Consider the following 17,577-nt stretch of genomic DNA (forward strand, 5'->3'; position numbering starts at 1 on the left):
TGAATCACAACCCGCTGAAATCACTCACTTCTTTTTGGAGCAGATACTAAGAGATATGATGCCTGGAAGTACGAGGCGAGCGGCTCGAACAAAATGCGCAAGCTGGGCGAGCGGGCCAAGTCATTTGTCCGACAAGAGAGGTCCAGCCGTCAGGTCACGCGCAGCGATGCCGCTTGGGATGCAGCCTGTACATTACTGGCGACTGCCCTCTCTTCATCCGTGGGAATGACAAGCACGTTGACGCTGGAATCGGCAAGGCTGATCACGCTGGTGTTCACGGCCGGCATCGGCGAGAACGCACCGTTGGTCCGGGAGAAGATCGGTGCCGCGGCCGGTTGGCTCGGCGTCGGCATCGACCATGAGTTGAACCGGAGAGGCGAGGGCGCTTGCCGGCGACGATGACGTTGATGCGGTTCCATGTCTGCAGCACGTGATCGGTCACGCAAAGCAAGGTGTTGGCATCCGGCGGCAGATAGACGCGCACGATGTCGGCCTTCTTGTTGAGGGCGACATCGATGAAGCCGGGATCCTGATGGCTGAAGCCATTGTGTTCCTGGTGCCAGACATGGCTCGACAGCAGATAGTTCAGCGAGGCGACCGGCCGCCGCCACGGGATGTCACGGCAGGCATCAAGCCATTTCGCATGCTGGTTGAACATGGAATCGACGATGTGGATAAACGCCTCGTAACAGGAAAACAGGCCATGCCGCCCGGTCAAAAGATAGCCTTCGAGCCAACCCTGGCAGGTGTGCTCGGAGAGGATTTCCATGACCCTGCCGTCGCGGCCTAGATGAACGTCTTCGGGCAGGATCTTTTCCATCCAGGCGCGCTCGGTGGCTTCGAACACGTCCTGAAGCCGGTTCGAGGCCGTCTCGTCAGGGCCGACGATGCGGAAGTTCTTCGCGGCCTCGTTCAGTTCCATCACAGCCCGAAGGAAACCGCCCATTACACGTGTTGACTCGGCCTTCACGGCGCCGGGCCGAGCGACGGCCACGGCATGGTCCCGCAGCCCGGGCAAATCGAGGGTCCGGCGCAGCAGGCCGCCATTGGCATGCGGATTGGCGCTCATGCGCCGCGCGGCTTGCGGCGTGGTGGCACGGATCGCCTCGACAGGGGCACCAGCGGCATCGAACAACTCATCCGGCCGGTAGCTTTTCAGCCACTCCTCGAGCATCGTCAGATGCGCCGGATTTTCCGCAAGGCCAGACAACGGGACCTGGTGCGCACGCCAGAAGCCTTCGGTCTTCAGCCCGTCGACTTCCTTTGGACCGGTCCAGCCCTTCGGGCTTCGCAGCACGATCATGGGCCACTTCGGCCGCAACCCCGCGTCGGCAGATCCGCCGCGCGCACATTTCTGGATCACTTCGATGCGGTCCAGCGCATCGTCGAGCACTGTTGCCATCCGCTCGTGCATCAACGTCGGGTCATCGCCCTCGACGAAAAGTGGATCGTAGCCATAGCCGGTGAACAGCGCGCGCAGTTCCTCTTCGGGAATGCGGGCAAGGATAGTGGGATTGGCGATCTTGTAGCCGTTCAGATGCAGGATCGCCAGCACTGCCCCGTCACGCGCCGGGTTGAGAAACTTGTTTGAATGCCACGCGGCAGCCAATGGCCCGGTCTCCGCCTCACCGTCGCCGACAACGCAGGCAACGACAAGGTCTGGATTGTCGAAGGCTGCGCCAAAGGCATGAGAAAGCGAGTAGCCCAGTTCGCCACCCTCGTGGATCGAGCCCGGCACATCGGGCGCGGCATGGCTTGGAATTCCACCCGGAAAGGAGAACTGCCGGAACAGTTTGCGCATGCCTTGTTCGTCCAGGGATATGTCCGGACTAAGCTCGCTGTAAGTGCCTTCGAGATAGGCATTGGCGACCATCGCCGGACCGCCATGGCCCGGGCCGCAGACGTAGATCATGTTTGCATCCCTCAGCCGGATGGCGCGGTTGAGATGGGCATAGATGAAACTCAGGCCCGGCGATGTTCCCCAGTGGCCAAGCAGACGAGGCTTCACGTGTTCCAGCCGCAAAGGCTCCCGGAGCAGCGGATTGTCGAGCAAGTAGATCTGCCCGATCGTCAGATAGTTGGCGGCGCGCCAGTATGCATTGATGTCGTGCAACTGGCGTTCGGACAGCCGCCTGCCGGGGGTTGCTGTTGTCGTGTGCTCGGTCATGTCTGGCTCCCATAGTCCCCATTTGCGAATGCCGTCGGATCGCGACATCCGTCGCCGTCCATCGAGTCGCCGCGAATGGACAACCAACGCATTCGTGCGCCATTCGGTTCATGACTGCCGGACCAGTGCAGCAAGGTCGCCGTCAACCGGGCGTATGGCGGGCGGTCGTTTGCGCCATTCATAGTGGCGACGAACAGTGCGAGCTTTGATCCACCGCAAACGCGTTTGCATCAGGTGCCGAAGGCCGAACGCCTGGATCACAATGAGTTCGCTGGCTATTGCCAACCCCGTCGAAAATTCCCGGCTGACAACGCTGTCGAAATAGTCACGACAAGGGGAGTCTAGGTAGTATCCCGTAGGGACATAACCGAATTTCGCGCGGCGCGGATTCGAGCGATTGCTGTGACACGGATCAACCGGGGAAACAGCCATGCACGCCTACACGACCTCCAAAATTTCGCTGCCGTCGCATTTTGCCCAGCCGAGCCTGCCAGCGGCATTCGACCCGGCACCGCTGCAGCCGCTTAGCTTCTTTCCCGCCGGTGCGGAAATCTATGCCCAAGGCGAGAAGGCCGGAGCCTTCTACCAAATCGAGTTTGGGGCCGTTCGTGTGTACCGCCTGCTCGCCGATGGTCGCCGGCAGATAAGCGCCTTCCACCTTGCGGGAGAGACATTTGGCTTCGAAGCAGACACGACGCATCATTTCTTCGCCGAAGCAATCAACGCGACCGGGGTCCGCGTCTTCCGCATTGCCGCCGGGGCTGACATGTCTCATCAGTTGCTGCCGTTGGCGCTCAAGGGGCTGACCAGGGCGCAGGAGCACCTACTGGTCCTCGGCCGCCAGAACGCCATCGAGCGCGTCGCGGCGTTCCTGGTCGATATGGCAGAGCGCCAAGGCGGGCTTCGGCAGGTCGAGCTGCCGATGTCGCGCGTCGACATTGGCGACTATCTCGGCCTCACCATCGAGACGGTCTCAAGAATATTCACCAGGCTGAAGGAAAAGGGCATCATCCGCTTGATCAGCCTGCGCTGCGTCGAAATAATCAAACATGATGCGCTTCAGAATATGAGCGAGTGATCGCGGTTTCCATCAAAACAAGGCATTACACGCCGCCGCGTTATGCGAGCGCCGACCTTGCAGGGCAGCGCTTCGATTGGGGGGCTTTGAGGATAGGAGCGTTTGACAAGCGACGCTCTTCAGCCAGCCGCTTGAGCCGACTTGCGCCGCGCATCACTTACCGTCAACCAGACAGCGGAAACGAGGAAGTAGAAGGCGCCGAAGGCCGCATAGGGCGCGACGTTGGTGATGTCGATCGTCGCCGCACTGTCCGCCATCTTCACAAAGAAAATGCCTGCCAGTGCCGACTGAGCGCCGCTCAGCACCATTGCCCACTGCGCGCCGGACTTCCAGCGCTTGACCGCGGTTGCAAGCTGAAAAAGGCCCGACAGGACCGCCCAGACGCCGAAGACGGCGAGCACAGTGTTCATATCTTTGCCGAGAGCAATGGCGACTGCCACGGTGGTGATGATGCTGATCACGAAGTTGAGCAACTGCGTCTTGTTGCGGTTCAAGCCGCCGGTGCGCTGGGCGTCGATGAAGTTGGCCAGCGCATCCCAAGCCGGATAGGCGACCAGCATGATGGCTGCCAGGGGAGGCATTGTCTTGGCTACCGTGAAGGCCAGGAGGACCCAGGCGGTCGAAACGGCAAAGCGTGTGAAATAGTAGCTCTTAAGCCAGGTGGTTGAGGATTGGACCAGGTTGGCTTCAGTCATCTTAGCAAGCATTTTTGAATCTCCTTCGCGCTTGATATTGTCGCCTACCTACTAGAAGGTAGATATTGTGACGTCAACCACTTTCTTGGCTCGGCACGACCGATCAACCAAGTGGTGGCGGAGATCGTGAACCGTATTGGCCATACGAAATGGCCGACCCTAAGTTGCTACTTTCAGCACCGATGCACTGGAGGTCTCAACGGTCCCTGTGAGATGCGAATTTGGTTGCGGCGGCTCGCCGCCATGCCGCGCAAATAACTTGTTAGTGAACCTTCGCCGATAAGCGCTGCAAGGTCGGCGTCAGGATCGCGCCAAAGATGGCAGGGCTGCCATAGGCACGCGCCGACAACATCGCGCCATGGACAGTCGCCATGAAAGTCTCTGCCTCCAGCTCCGAAGAGCCGGCGAATTTGAGAACGCCCTGTTCAGCGCCCCGCTCCATGACCTTGGTCAACCAGGACGACAGAAATCGAAAGTAAGCCCGCACCTCGACGGCAACCTCAGGCGGGAGTGCCGGGAGTTCGCTGGCAAGCAGGGCGCAGACGCAAAACGGGATGCTCGCGTCTTCAATGCATTTTGCCCAGTAGCCAGCATAGGTTTGAAGCAGTGCAAGCGGGTCAGGGAGTTTACTTTCCAGATCTGCCATGCTGACCTCGGTACGCTCGCGATGGCGCGCCACAAGCGTGCGAACGAGGTCGACTTTGCTAGGGAAATGATGGTGGATACTCGCCTTGCGAATCCCCACCACGTCAGCGATATCAGCATAGCTGAAGCCGTTGTAGCCGCCCGAAACGATGAAGTTCCGCGCGGACGAGAGGATTTGATCGGACGTCATCAAAAGATTGCTCATGGCTGTTACCTACCTTCTAGTAGGATCGTTGGCAAGCGGATTTTGCGCTTTGTTCGTCCAAGTTGCCATGTTGGCGTTGTGGCTGGAGACCGATCCAGTCCGCTTCGCCAATATGGGAGTAAATCAGATTTAGGAAACGCTGGACGGAATCGAATTCCGTTCTGAAGATGGCGGCAGCGCGAAACGATCGCGCTGCCGCGATCCGTCTGAATGACACCCCGTGCGAGACGCCCTCAGCCAAAGGCGTGGCTTCGACTGCTGAATCGGGGCCAGCCTGGATTGCGTATCACCCTGAGCCGTTCTGGCGCCGGGATATCCACCACGAATAAGCCACACATGCGAGTGCTGCGGCCAGCAGGATAGCCAGCACCGCCGGGCCGATGCGATCGTCCGACAAGCCGAAAAGAGGCAGCGACACGGTGAGCAGCCCGGCCGCCCGAAAGACGAGGCCGCCGAAACGGTGAGTTCTCGTCCAGACGTCCCGATCCGCAAGGGTCCAGGGTGTTCTGATACCGAACCATCGGTTGGGCTGCAGGAGCGGCATTCGAGCACCGACGACGGTCATGATCACACCGAGGATGATCGGCATCAGCCGAAGGCGGTTCGTCTGGAATCCAAGCGCCGAAGCAATCAAGAAGGCCTGCAGCAGGATGAGCAGCAAAAGGCCGATGAGCCACGCATGGTCCGGCGCAAAACTTCTTGCGGGTCCGCCGGGTGCCTGCCTGTTCTCGACCTGCCGCCCCGGCCACAGGTGCAGAACCATCCACAGCACGGCGAGCAGCACCGGCGCACCAAGCAATGCGACCCAGCGGCCCGCAAAGACGTCCGCTTCGCCCGACGCCGACCAGTGAACCGCAATGCGTGCATCCGGCGACGTGAAGAGTGCCGCGACGATGCCGCTCAGTACCATCACAATGAGCGCTATCAGCCTTCGGAGAATGAGAGGTCTCCCTGTTCGACCATTTGCCAGTTCAGGCGGCCGGTTCGCAGCGCCGCGTCGGCTCGCGCTACCGCGAAGGAATGCTGCCCCGAATCGGCGTCAGGATCAACGGCATGGCCAAACACGGCCTCGCATTCGATGTGAGCCCAATGTAAACCCTTTCTTAACTCACATTAGCAACGGTTAAATAACGTACTTTTCTTGCCTGAAAACTGGCGATAGGGTAGTAATCTTTAAGTTTCCGCCGCGAATTTGGAAACAATATTACGCTGGCAAACTGACGATTGTCACATTCGAGAGGCATGGCCAACGCGCTCAGCGTAGGGGGAACCTATGGTGTCGCCTTATGCAGATTTCATAAAGAAGCTCCACAGGGACAAAGCGTTCCGGCAGGCATTCGCCGATGATCCGCGCGGCGTTCTTCGCGCGAGCGGGCTCGATCCAGACCTCCTTGACCTGCCTTCCAAGATCGATTTCGACGCGCTGGAACGGCGTATCGACGCGCAAATTTCCTCCGCTCCGCCGGATGCGGCCACACTGAGGCATGCGTCGGCACAGGAACTGTGGGACAGGTTCAATTTCATCCGCGTCAACTATGATCTTGCGTCGCCGTCGATCCCAGCGACGAGCATCATCTACGGTACGACGGCAACCACCTCCGTCATATCCCTTGTTACGGCGCAGGGCAGCGCAGCCCGCATGGATGTGGAGTTGGCGCGTCTCGGCCGGTTGCGCAAATTGACCCGGCTGCCAGCAACGGCCCTCAGTTTTACGGTGAGCGGACCGGACGGGAGATCACTGCACGGCCTCGGCATCGAAGCGATCAAGGCGCTGGTCGGCCGCCTGCGCTGAGCGGCCCGACGCCCGCAAGCATGCGAAGAACAAGGAGCTTGTCATGGGAACCGAAGCGGCGAGTTTCATCAACCGGTTGCGCAAGGACAAGGACTTTCGCCACCGCTTTGTCCAATCTCCCAAGGACGTGTTGTCGGAAGAGGGGCTGAACCCCGACGTGCTGGCGCTTCCCGACCGCATCGACGAACGGGATCTGCTGAAGAAACTCGAACACGTGTTTTCGGGGCGAGAGTGGCAAGACGAGTTCGCACGGGCCAAGCCGGAGACGTTGACGGCAGGGGAGTTGTGGGAGCGGTTCGGCGTGATCGGCTGGAGGGGTTCGGCAGCCGGGGGCGGCAAACCCGGGATCGACGTGTCGGTTGCCTCGGCGGTGGTCATCTACGGCGTCTCCGTGGTGACGTCCTCATCTACGCAGGTGGCGGCAGCCGGATCATTGGCCATGACATCGGTCGAGCAGTTGAGGTCACTGCGCGAACTGGCTCGCTTTCCCAAGGAGAAGCTCAGCTTCTCCATCGTCGGGCCGGATGGCGTTGCCATCGAGGGCGTGAACGCCGACATGCTCGCCGCCTTTCTCGCACGTGTGAAGTGATGGTGTGCCCCAATGCTTGACGTCTACGATGGTGATCCGACGAAGACGGTGCGCTGGTGGTCCGGCCCGTCCGAGCCACCACGCGTCTGCGTCTGGGAAATCACGCTGAAGTGCGATCTCGGATGCCGGCATTGCGGTTCGCGGGCTGGCGCTGAACGCCCTGGTGAGCTGACGCTCGAGGAGGCGCTCGACACCGTGAAGCAGCTTGCGGCGCTTGGCGTTCGCGAGGTCACGCTCATCGGCGGTGAGGCCTATTTGCGGGATGACTGGGTCGACATCGCCAGCGCAGTCACCAAGGCCGGAATGGCCTGCACCATGGTGACGGGCGGCTATCGCTTTGATGATTTCCGCATCCAGGAAGCGCTCGCGGCCGGCATCAGGCGGATCGGCGTGTCGATCGACGGCATCGGCGCGACGCACGACCACCTTCGCGGCCGCATCGGTAGCTACGAAGCAGCACTCGACGCAGCGAGACGGATCATGGCCACCGGCCGGATCGGCCTCAGCGTCAACACCCAGATCAACCGGCTTAGCCTGCCGGAATTGCCGGCGCTTGCCGACCTGTTGGTCGAGATCGGCGCGAGCGCCTGGCAAGTGCAGCTGACGGTCGCTCTCGGCCGCGCGGCAGACCGTCCGGACCTTCTGCTGCAGCCCTACGATATGCTCAACGTGATGCCCCTGCTCGCAAGGCTCAAGCGGACGGTGCTGGAGCCGGGCGGCGTCCAGCTCTTCCCTGGCAACAACATCGGCTATTTCGGTCCGCACGAGCCCTATCTGCGCTACGGCGGCGCCGACGGGCATACATGGAGCGGTTGCCTCGCGGGCCAGGCTGCGCTGGGCCTTGAAGCCGATGGCACATTGAAGGGCTGTCCCTCCTTACCGAGCGCCGACTATGGTGCGGGCTCGGTGCGCACCAGCTCTATCGAGGACATGTGGCGGTCGAGTGAGCGTATACGCGGCCTCGGCGCCAGGACGCGCTCCGATCTGTGGGGTTTCTGCGCCACCTGCGAACACGCCGATCGCTGCAAGGCCGGCTGCACATGGACGGCACATGCGCTGTTCGGGCGCCCCGGAAACAACCCGTTCTGCCACCACCGGGCACTGACGCTCGCGGGCCAGGGCCTGCGCGAGCGGATCCGTCTGGTCGAGCGTGCCCCCGGCGTGCCGTTCGACTACGGCCGCTTCGAGATCATCGAAGAGCCGCTCGATGGCGAGGAAGGCAATCAAGCCGGGCTCGAGGAGCTTGCCGCGCTCGCGACGCTCTTGGGCGCAGCCGGCGGCGGCGTCTGGTCGAACGCCGGGCTGCGGGCGGCGACGGCAAAGACGGCGCAGCCCCGTCACCGGGAGGCCGCACCATGAATGCGACCGGCACCGACCTTCAACGCCCGCTCGAACTGGGAATCATGTTCACGCACCGCTGCCCCATCGCCTGCCGCCATTGCGGCATCCTTTCCGGCCCGGACAATTTCGACAGCATGGCCATGGAATTGGCGGAGCGCTGCATCACCGAGGCGGCCTCACTCGATCCCAGGCCGTCGACGATCGTCTTCACCGGCGGCGAGCCGATGATGTACCCGCACCACCTGGAGCGCCTGCTTGGCGTGGCCAACCTGCTGGGATTTGCGACACGGGTGATCACCAACGGTTTTTGGGGCCGCAATCAAGCCACCGGCCGGCGCCTTCTCTACCGGCTGCAGCTCGCCGGGCTTGATTCCCTCAATTTCAGTGCCGACAAATTTCACCTGGAATTCCTTCCGGCCGAGGTTTTCCGTCGCGCAATCGAGATCGCCTGGGAAGCAGGCTTTCCGGTCATCGTCAACACGGTCCTCAATATGCCGGGCGATCCTGTCGCCCTGTTCTCGCAACTTTACGGCATACCCACCGAGAAGATCCGCCTCTTCGACGAGGACGAGTTCATCAGGCAGGTGGCTACCGATACAGTGCCGCCCGAATTGACCCAGATGGTGAACCTCTCGTTTGGCAGGCTTGTCGGCCTCGGACGCGCCGCCGAATACCCCGAAGAGCACTACCGCTCGGATCTCGCCACCTACACGTACACGCCTTGCCAAGAGGTGGTGAACCGACCGGTCATCTACCCCGACGGCAGTTTTCAGGCGTGCTGCTGCGCCGGCGGCAAGATCGCGAGCTTCACGGTCGGCAACGTGCGTGAGCGTTCGCTCGCGGATCTGTTTGACGAGATGCAAACGCGGACGCATTTCCGGTTCATAAATCAGTTCGGTCCGCGCGCACTCCATGAGGCGATTGCGGAAATGAGCCCAGATCGCTCCTCCGACCCTGACGGCTACGCCTCGATTTGCGACGTCTGCGTCGCGGCCACGAAAGGCTTGTGCGCGAAGGAAGTCGATGCGCGCCTCGACCACTGGCTGCTCAAGCGATTTCTCGAGAAGGATGAAATCTCGGCCGCGAGCGAACCGAAGCGGTCGGAGCTGGCGGAGCGTGACGAGGAAGGCGTGATCGCGGCCGGCTTTTTCGACACCGGTCGGCGACTAGCTGGCTCGCCGGAAGATATGAAAATTTCAACTGGATCGCTTGAAAATGTAATATGAGTAACATATAATAGAAAAATCTTGAATTGTGCTGAAATCTGCGCCGATATTTAGTCGGCGCGGCATTTATATTTGCATTTACAACGGATATATCTCGCATAGATTGGTTGGCATTTCTTGTTGCGGGTGTAATTCTGTAGTCAGGGCGGATTTTCGGAGCATCGATGGCTGTATCGATGCGGCAGGAGCGGCGTCCCATGAGTATGCTTTCTCCGGTTGACCAAGCGACATCGTCGACGGTCGCGTGTTGTCTCGAGCTGGAAATACGTGACGAGCACGGACGGCTTCCGCAAGGAAACATGTTCCCGGTGCTGACCCATCTCGACAGCGGACGCACTTGGCGCATCCTTCGCTATGCCCGCGCCTTCGACGGTTTGCTGTTCAGGGCTTTGCCGCCCGGCAAGTTCAGGCTGCATGTTGCGAGCCCACGCCACGAAACGGTGCAGATGGAGATCGTCCTTGCCGCGGGCGGGCGCGAGCGGATCAATCTGCAACTGAAAAGAAAACCCGGGCGCGAACCGCTGATCATCGATGTCGGCGGCGCCGACGAGGATACGCCGATCCCCGCCCGCCATTCGGTTTCGCGGCTCGTGTCCAGTCTCCTCGGGGATCGCGCTGTCCTCAGCGCGGTCGAGGCGCCGCTTGACGCGTTGGATGCAATCGAGGATAGCGAGCGGCACCATGTCCGGCGGCTGCTTTGCGTAGGCTTTCCCATCCCGCGCCGGCCGCTTGCCCAGCGGCTGTTCTGGAGCATCGTCGACCGGCGCTGCCGTCTCGAAGCCTTGCTCGCCGCGGTGTTCGCCAATGAGGCGGTCGCCGAAATGCTGGATTGTGAACCGGCTCAGGTGGCGGATGAAGCGCGGACGGCAGTCGACGGACTGGACCGCCTGGATATCGCCGACGCGTTGATGATGCTGGCGCTCTACAGCGCGCCATGGAAGGCGGTGATGTCCGAGGTTTGCCGCACCCAGGCCGGAATTCGCGACGTGCTGATTCCGGCCGGCCTTGCCCACATGCTGCAACCCGATGCAAACCCGGCAATTCCGACGCGGCCGAGTGCGCGCGGGCGCTGGGCCGGCGAGCCGTCCGACCAGACCGTGCTCAAGGCAGGCCCGCTGATAGCGCGCATCGCCCTGGTGATAGCTGGCGCGTCCGAGGCACAGCCGGCCTATTTCGCAATGTTCGACCCGGTCATCAGACAGATGCGGGAGGGCAACGCATGAACGCCGGCAGGAAACCAACCACGCTGACCTTGCTGACGTCCTACCAATGCACGGCGGCCTGCGAGAACTGCTGCTTCGCGTCGCATCCCGGGATCGCGGAGAAACTGCCGTTGTGGCGCATGCTCGATGCCATTGAGCAGGCGGCCGAGATGCCGTCGATGAAGCTTGTGGTCTTCTCCGGCGGCGAATGCTTCATGCTGGAAGATGAGCTCGTCGTGGCGGTTGCGCGCTGCACCGAGCGAGGGCTCGCCAGCCGGTGTGTCACCAACGGCTATTGGGCGAAGTCGGCGCAAGCCGCGCACGCACGCCTCGAGCCGCTCTACAGGGCTGGCCTGCGTGAAATCAATTTGAGCACCGGCGACCACCATCAACAGTTCGTACCGGTCGAGCGCATCGCCTATGGCGCAGCCGCAGCGATCAGGCTCGGCATGAATGCCGTCGTCGTGGTGGAACGCGAGATGGACCGGACTTTTCATGCCCAGGGACTGCTCTCCCACCCGGAGATGGCGGCGATCCGCGACCATCCCAACCTCATTGTGTTCGACAGTCCCTGGATGGCGATGGAGGACCGGGATTCCGTGCGGCATGGCCCCGCCAGCCTGACCAACCACCTGAACATTCACCGCCGCGCCCCGTGTGAAAGCGTGCTCGACACGATGGTGGTCAATCCGCGCGGCGAGGTCGGCGCCTGCTGCGGTTTGACGCGCGAACAGATTCCCGAAATGCAGATCGGATCGCTTGAAGAGGCTACGCTCGTGGAACTCGCGGAAGCCGCCGGCAATGATTTCCTGAAGATATGGCTCGCGGTAGAGGGGCCGGAGCACATACTCGCCTGGGCTTCCACGATCGATCCACGCATCGACTGGGAGAACCGTTTCAATCATCACTGTGACGCATGCCGCGCGCTCTATGACGATGCATTGGTGCGCGACGTGCTTGCCCACCATTGGCGCGAGCGGCGCGACGACGTCCTTTACCGTTATCGGCTGGCTCATCAAAAACCCGAGGCAGAATGGCCGGACCAGTCCACCCGGCATACGCCAATCGCCTCATCCCGGCAGGAGGCCATAGACCATGCATGATAGCGATCTCATCAGAAAACTCGTCACCGATAACCCTCCGGAAAAAGTCAGGAACCTGTCAGAAAGACTTGCGTCCGACCCGAGCCTACTCGAGAAATTCGTCGACAGACCGTCAGCGGTGCTGAAGGATCACGGCCTTGCGGTGAGCGGCGACATCAAGCTCGGCGACCGTGAAAAGGCGATGATCCGGATGTTCTCCGATCCTCGCGTCATCGAATTGTACAACAGCGGCAAGATCGACGACCTGCGCGCCCACATCACGGACAAGTACAGGGAAATCGTGATCACCAATCCCGGCGACACCCACGCAGTGGCGGTCGCGGACTTCGACGTGGCTATCGAGGTCGAGGTCGTCGCCGTTGCGGTGGCCGTCGCGGCGATCGTTGTGGCGGGTGCAGCCGACAGGTTTTCCAAGCTGGCAACGATTGAGGCCGAGGCGGGAATTCTCAGCGCCAAGGTGGCGGCGCTCGAGGCTCGGGTCAATCTTGTTGACAAGCTCGATGCGAAGGTCACCCGTCTCGAGCAGCGCATTCGCTGACGCGGCATCACCGGGTGAACGCCCATAGCGTTCACCCGTGTCTTCGTCCGTGTGGACACTGGAGGGCTGGTATGCGGCAAAGGGACCTGTTGCGGGAATTTGTGACGGCACCTCCACCGGTCGGGCTGGCCCGGCTGCGCGACGACATCGCTGCCGATCGCAGAGTGCTCGACAGTTTCTGCGATCATCCCGCAACAGTCTTGCGGACCTATGGCGTGGACGCCGACCAGACGATTGCGCTTGGCGACCGCGAGAAGGCAATCATCCGGCTGTTCTTCGACCCTCATGTGGTCGACCTTTATAGCCGCGGGGAACTCGACCGGCTGCGCGAATACATCCTTGCGCATCATCCTGAAGTCGGTATCGCCACCCCGACCGATCTCGCCGGGGCGTTTGCCTATGTCGACGTCGACGTGGCGATCATTGCCGAAGCCGTGGCAGTGGCGGTTGCGGTGACGGCGATCGCCGTCACCGGTTCCTTCCAGTCTGGACGTACGGCTGGCAATGCGATCGAGCCTCTCGCCGCGCGCATTTCGGCTCTGGAGAGCCGGCTGGCGAGCCTGTCGCGGCTGGAAGTCCGCCTCGCCGAACTGGATCGACGAACACATCAAGCCTCGGAGGCCGCCGATGCGAAAGGCCGCTAATTCGAAAGTGCTGCTGTGCGTGATGCCGTTCCTGCCGATCGAAAGGCCGGCCCTGGGCGTAAGCCTGTTTGCCGCACGTCTTCGACAGCAAGGCATTGCATGCGACGTATTCTACGCCAATCACCGCTTTGCCGACCGCATCGGCTTTCCGCTCTATCAGCGGATTGCGCAAAGCGCGCCGACGCACGACCTGCCGGGGGAATGGGTGTTCAGCCGCGCACTTTGGAGACACGACGCGCTACCCGACGAGGCCTTCGATAGATACGCCAGGAACACGCCGGGCGATTACTACCCCAACGCCTTCCTGGGTCAGATCCGCTACGCGCGGGAGCAGGCTCCTCAGTATATCGACGATCTGGCGGAAACGATCGATCTTCAAGACGTCGACATTGTCGGTTTCTCGAGCACCTTTCAGCAGAACCTCGCGAGCCTTGCCATGGCCAAGGCGCTCAAGGCGCGAGCGCCAAACCTCCATGTCGTGTTCGGCGGCGCCAATTGCGAGGGTGAGATGGGGCTTGAACTGCATCGCAGCTTCAGCTTCATCGATGCGGTCTGCCGCGGCGAGTCCGATACGAGTTTTCCGCAGTTGATCGAGGCCGTTCGCAAAGGTGCGGACATGTCCGCCATTGGCGGCCTTGTCTATCGCGGCGCGGGAGGCGAAACCGTCGAGAGCCTCGTGCCACAAGCCGCGATCCGCGACATGGACAGCCTCCCCTTCCCCGATCACAGCGATTTCCTCGCCGCGTTCGAGCGGTCCACGGCGCCGCAATTCATCGAACCGGAGCTGACCATCGAAACCTCGCGCGGATGCTGGTGGGGCGAAAAGCACCACTGCACCTTTTGCGGCCTCAACGGCCTCGGTATCGGCTACCGAGCAAAGTCGGCGGACCGCGCGCTGGCCGAGTTCCGCCATCTGCGCGACAGCACGGGGATTCATACCTTTTTCGCAACCGACAACATTGTCGACATGCGCTACTTCGCGACGGTGTTTCCGTCCCTGGTGGAGGACGGCACCAAGCTGCAGCTGTTCTACGAGACCAAGGCAAACCTCAAGAAGGACCAGATCGGGGTTCTCAGACGCCTGGGAACGACCTGGATGCAGCCCGGAATCGAGCACCTGAACACGCATGTGCTCAAGCTCATGGACAAGGGCATTCGCGGCATCCAGAATGTGCAGACCTTGAAATGGGTCCGCCAGCACAAGATGCTGGTCACCTGGAACGTTCTCTGCGGCTTTCCTGGGGAACGGCCGGAGGACTATGAGGAAGCCATCCGTTTCATGCGGTCGATACGTCACCTGACCCCGCCGTCGTCCTTCGCTGCGTTTCGGCTGGACCGATTCTCGCCGATGTTCGATCGGCCGGACGATTTCGGGCTTTCCGACATCAAGCCATACCCATCCTATGACCTTTGCTACCCGGGCGTTTCACCAGATGCACGGGCGCGCATCGCCTATTTCTTCACCTACCGCGGCACCACCGACGCGCAGACGCTGGAGGGGATCAATCGCGCCTGGCGCGAGGCGCAGGATTGGAAGCAGGAGCACCGGCACGCCGCGCTGAGCGCTATCGTCGGCACCGATCTGGTTACGATCATCGACCTGCGGCCGGATCACCCGGTTCGCCCTTACATATTGGTCGGGGACGATCGGCTCGTCTATCTCGGCCTCGACAGCATTCAATCCATTGCTTCTCTCACCGCCAATTTGCGCGGCGTTGCGCCCGATCGCGCATGGGACGAGGGAACCGTGGCCAAAACGGTGCAAGGCTTCATCCAAAACGACCTCGTTCTCCAGGAGGACGATCTCTACCTTGCGCTGGCGATCCAGGTTGCCGCCGACACGAGCCAGGATGCCGAGCACGTGGATATGGCGGCGCCATCGATGCGCTTTGCCCGACAAGACGAAGCGGCGGTGACCTGAGCCGGTGCAATGAAGCCAATCGATTTGCCTCGCATGGAGGGTTTCCAAATTTTGCTTCGCGGCGAACTCTTCGTCGAACAGGCGCGGCGGCGCGTATCGTCGACCGTCGACGAATATCACTGGACCACGCACGCCGAGAAGGTTGGCGGGCCCAAGCCTGTTCAAGAAGCAGCAGTCATTGAAATCGGTGATGACGGCAAGGTTGTGAACTATTCGCTGTTTTCATCGGGCGCCGTGCTTCACCACGCCGTTTTCGGTCAGAACCGCGCGCTCCTGACCTTGCGCGACGGCAACGAGCATGTGTTGGCGCTGACTGTCGCACCCGACCTCGTGCTTCAGCAGAATTTGCTTCTGCAGCTTTCGCGCTGTCTTGCCGCGCTCGATCGCGATGAAGGTCCGCGCAAACTTCACTACTTTTCGCCCGAAGCGCTGGCAGTGCGCGAGTTCGAAGTCGCGCCTGCTGGAGCGCTGGACTGGGAGACGTCGATCGGCATACGGCTCAACATGAGCGCCAGTGGCGCCCTGGTCTCTGCTGTGGGAATGGACGAGAAGGGAACGCTTATCGGGCGGGCGGGCACGCCGGTGTTCCACGCGGCGCCGATTGAGACCCTTCGCGGCGCCGAGGAAAGCATCGAACCACCACCGCCTCCCCCTGGCATCGACCGCGAAGAAGTTACGATCGAAAGCGAGGATATCACGCTGCACGGCCTGTTCGTGCACGGACGCGAACCGGCGGGGCCTAGTCCGGCCTGCCTGTTCCTGAATGGATCGGGCTCCATCACCCGCTGGGGCGGTGCGCCCGGCATGCGCCTGAAGACACTCGAGACGATGGATGCGCTCGCGCAAGTCGGCGTAGCCAGCTTGGCGATAGATGCGCGCGGAGCAGGCAAAACCGGATTCGGCAAAGCCGACCGCCCTTTGGGCGCGACGCGCCTGGCCGATGCCGCCGCCGCCTGGCGCTGGCTCGCCGCGCGCGCCGACATCGATGCCCTGCATCTTTTCGCAGCCGGTCATAGCCTGGGCGCCCTTGTGATCCTGCAGCTGTTGTCGACCGACACGGCCGTGGCGCCGGCGGGTCTGATCCTGCTTGCGCCCCCCGGCAGGCCGTTGCGCGACATCCTGATGGAACAGAATGCACGCGAGAGCGCACGCCTGCAGGTGTCGGAGGAAGAGGCCGGCAAGCGAGACGCGGCACTACGGCAGTGGCTCGACCGGGAAGCAAGGACAGATGGCGCGGAACTGCGGCTCGGGGGCCTGAGACCGCTCACCGATCCGGCCGTCCTCGAAACCGATCCACGCGCAGCGGTTGGAGCCGTCCGCTGTCCGATGCTGATCTTGCACGGCGACAAAGACATTCAGACATCGGCAGACCGTGATGCCAAAGCGCTGCACCGCTCCGCCCGCAGCCACAATGTCCGCTCCACATACAAGGAAATCCACAACGCCGACCATCTATTCCGGCTCGAGCCCGAAGTGTCGACGCCGGAACGTTACCGCCAGGATCTGCCACCGAACCCGGAGTACCTCGCAGCCGTTGCTGGATGGATTGCCGGACTAGCTGCCAGTGCACCCAAACCGCGACGTTGACGCCGAGCGCGTCACGCTTGGCCAAATACATTCTGGCGAAGCGTTCGATTGTAGATAGCAATTATCGGCGCCTGACGTCAATCAGGGCGCTTGTCGCAAATTTTTTGCAGTATTTCTTTCTATAACAATTTTATTTTAATAATACAGATTAAAATAAATCTGTTGACGACGGGCATTGCAAACTTTAAGTTGCTTTCGCGGCGCAGATGCGAGCCGCTAGAGCGTAGTGAAGCCGTCCGATTTGGAGGCCGATCTGGAGTCAGTTTGTCTTCGAAGCGACAGACGAGACCGTTCGGCAACGCTACCTCCGACTATTTTTTCGGGAGGGCCTGCATGGTCCGACGTAGAAGTCGCGCGTCCGACGAAGTCGCTTCCAAGCGACGTTCTGCGCCTGAGCCGTCAGAGGGCCCACGATCGCGGGAGCTCGCCATGAGTGCTGAAAATGCCTATTCGAACTACTGCCTGAAAGGGTTTGAGGTGGCGCAGCAATATGCAGCGCGCGCGCAGGAACTCTACGGTCGCAGCCGCCAGCAGCTAGAAGAGGCCGAAGTCCCGGCCCGTGATCAACTCCAACAAATCATGGCCTCGTGGCAGCGGGCGTTGAGCGAGGCTGGCAACGGGGACGACGCGCAACAGCGCGCCGCGTCTGCTTGGCTCGATCACGCGCGCCAGTACGGGCAAGTGATGAGCAAGCATCAGAACAGCGTCGGGCAGACCATCAAGGACTTGGGCGAGCAGTTGGCGTCCGCATATGACGAAGCTCAGCAAAAGGCGCGCGCGAATTTTTCGGACTACCTGGCCGACCTGCAGACACTGGCGAGCGGCAAATCCGACGAATGACATT

17 protein-coding genes and 1 pseudogene are annotated in these 17,577 nt (G+C 61.5%); 13 read left to right on the plus strand and 5 right to left on the minus strand.

All coding sequences use genetic code 11. The features are described 5' to 3' along the window. Positions 1-149 precede the first annotated feature (149 nt). Positions 150-278 carry a hypothetical protein gene (locus AC07FD_RS32470; protein ID WP_478353215.1) on the minus strand — a complete coding sequence of 43 codons (129 nt, stop codon included), beginning with the start codon at positions 276-278 and terminating at the stop codon, positions 150-152. Here AC07FD_RS32470 and AC07FD_RS32475 point away from each other — a divergent pair. Then, complete coding sequence (locus AC07FD_RS32475; RefSeq protein WP_478353210.1) at positions 226-402, plus strand: hypothetical protein; 177 nt, start codon at positions 226-228, stop codon at positions 400-402. The two genes, AC07FD_RS32470 and AC07FD_RS32475, sit on opposite strands and share 53 nt — an antisense overlap. On the opposite strand, the pseudogene AC07FD_RS32480 reads toward AC07FD_RS32475, so the two are convergent. Next, positions 380-2,167, minus strand: a pseudogene (locus tag AC07FD_RS32480) (phosphoketolase family protein); the annotation flags it as partial. The gene AC07FD_RS32475 and the pseudogene AC07FD_RS32480 overlap by 23 nt on opposite strands. A 430-nt stretch (positions 2,168-2,597) precedes the next feature. Between AC07FD_RS32480 and AC07FD_RS32485 the strand changes: the two are divergent. After that, positions 2,598-3,245 carry a helix-turn-helix domain-containing protein gene (locus tag AC07FD_RS32485; RefSeq protein ID WP_477394504.1) on the plus strand — a complete coding sequence of 216 codons (648 nt, stop codon included), beginning with the start codon at positions 2,598-2,600 and terminating at the stop codon, positions 3,243-3,245. A 119-nt stretch (positions 3,246-3,364) separates the two neighbouring features. Here the strand turns inward: AC07FD_RS32485 and AC07FD_RS32490 are convergent, their stop codons facing one another. The 3 genes from AC07FD_RS32490 to AC07FD_RS32500 all read right to left on the minus strand — a co-directional run bounded on the left by AC07FD_RS32490 (position 3,365) and on the right by AC07FD_RS32500 (position 5,700). Beyond that, positions 3,365-3,952, minus strand: a complete 588-nt coding sequence (locus tag AC07FD_RS32490) for a DUF308 domain-containing protein (protein WP_478353167.1) — start codon at positions 3,950-3,952, stop codon at positions 3,365-3,367. 250 nt (positions 3,953-4,202) lie between these two features. Beyond that, a complete protein-coding gene (locus AC07FD_RS32495; RefSeq protein WP_478353168.1) occupies positions 4,203-4,790 on the minus strand; it encodes a TetR/AcrR family transcriptional regulator in 588 nt (195 codons plus the stop codon). A gap of 286 nt (positions 4,791-5,076) precedes the next feature. After that, positions 5,077-5,700 carry an SdpI family protein gene (locus AC07FD_RS32500; protein ID WP_478353211.1) on the minus strand — a complete coding sequence of 208 codons (624 nt, stop codon included), beginning with the start codon at positions 5,698-5,700 and terminating at the stop codon, positions 5,077-5,079. A 366-nt stretch (positions 5,701-6,066) separates the two neighbouring features. On the opposite strand from AC07FD_RS32500, the gene AC07FD_RS32505 reads away from it, so the two are divergent. The 11 genes from AC07FD_RS32505 (at position 6,067) to AC07FD_RS32555 (ending at position 17,573) form a co-directional block, all read left to right on the plus strand. After that, positions 6,067-6,582: a hypothetical protein gene (locus AC07FD_RS32505; protein WP_478353169.1), complete on the plus strand. Its 516-nt coding sequence runs from the start codon at positions 6,067-6,069 to the stop codon at positions 6,580-6,582. A 43-nt stretch (positions 6,583-6,625) separates the two neighbouring features. Continuing rightward, positions 6,626-7,171, plus strand: coding sequence for a hypothetical protein (locus AC07FD_RS32510; protein ID WP_478353170.1), 546 nt, complete (start codon positions 6,626-6,628; stop codon positions 7,169-7,171). 12 nt (positions 7,172-7,183) lie between these two features. Further along, on the plus strand, positions 7,184-8,530 hold the full coding sequence (locus AC07FD_RS32515; protein ID WP_478353171.1) for a radical SAM protein: 1,347 nt from the start codon (positions 7,184-7,186) through the stop codon (positions 8,528-8,530). A gap of 44 nt (positions 8,531-8,574) precedes the next feature. Beyond that, entirely contained in the window at positions 8,575-9,738 is a 1,164-nt protein-coding gene (locus AC07FD_RS32520) for a radical SAM/SPASM domain-containing protein (RefSeq protein WP_478353212.1), read from the plus strand. Between the two features lie 197 nt (positions 9,739-9,935). Then, positions 9,936-10,961: a hypothetical protein gene (locus tag AC07FD_RS32525; protein ID WP_478353172.1), complete on the plus strand. Its 1,026-nt coding sequence runs from the start codon at positions 9,936-9,938 to the stop codon at positions 10,959-10,961. Positions 10,962-11,071: 110 nt separating this feature from the next. After that, complete coding sequence (locus AC07FD_RS32530) at positions 11,072-12,043, plus strand: hypothetical protein (protein ID WP_478353173.1); 972 nt, start codon at positions 11,072-11,074, stop codon at positions 12,041-12,043. After that, positions 12,036-12,581 (plus strand): hypothetical protein, encoded by a 546-nt coding sequence (locus tag AC07FD_RS32535; RefSeq protein ID WP_478353174.1) that lies wholly within the window; start codon positions 12,036-12,038, stop codon positions 12,579-12,581. The genes AC07FD_RS32530 and AC07FD_RS32535 overlap by 8 nt, the downstream gene beginning before the upstream one ends. Before the next feature lie 71 nt (positions 12,582-12,652). Then, positions 12,653-13,225, plus strand: a complete 573-nt coding sequence (locus tag AC07FD_RS32540; RefSeq protein WP_478353175.1) for a hypothetical protein — start codon at positions 12,653-12,655, stop codon at positions 13,223-13,225. After that, positions 13,209-15,146 carry a RiPP maturation radical SAM C-methyltransferase gene (locus AC07FD_RS32545; protein ID WP_478353176.1) on the plus strand — a complete coding sequence of 646 codons (1,938 nt, stop codon included), beginning with the start codon at positions 13,209-13,211 and terminating at the stop codon, positions 15,144-15,146. The genes AC07FD_RS32540 and AC07FD_RS32545 overlap by 17 nt, the downstream gene beginning before the upstream one ends. A 9-nt stretch (positions 15,147-15,155) precedes the next feature. Beyond that, positions 15,156-16,733 carry an alpha/beta hydrolase family protein gene (locus tag AC07FD_RS32550; RefSeq protein ID WP_478353177.1) on the plus strand — a complete coding sequence of 526 codons (1,578 nt, stop codon included), beginning with the start codon at positions 15,156-15,158 and terminating at the stop codon, positions 16,731-16,733. A 429-nt stretch (positions 16,734-17,162) separates the two neighbouring features. After that, positions 17,163-17,573: a hypothetical protein gene (locus tag AC07FD_RS32555; protein WP_477417537.1), complete on the plus strand. Its 411-nt coding sequence runs from the start codon at positions 17,163-17,165 to the stop codon at positions 17,571-17,573. Positions 17,574-17,577 lie beyond the last annotated feature (4 nt).

Source organism: Mesorhizobium waitakense, assembly GCF_056431085.1.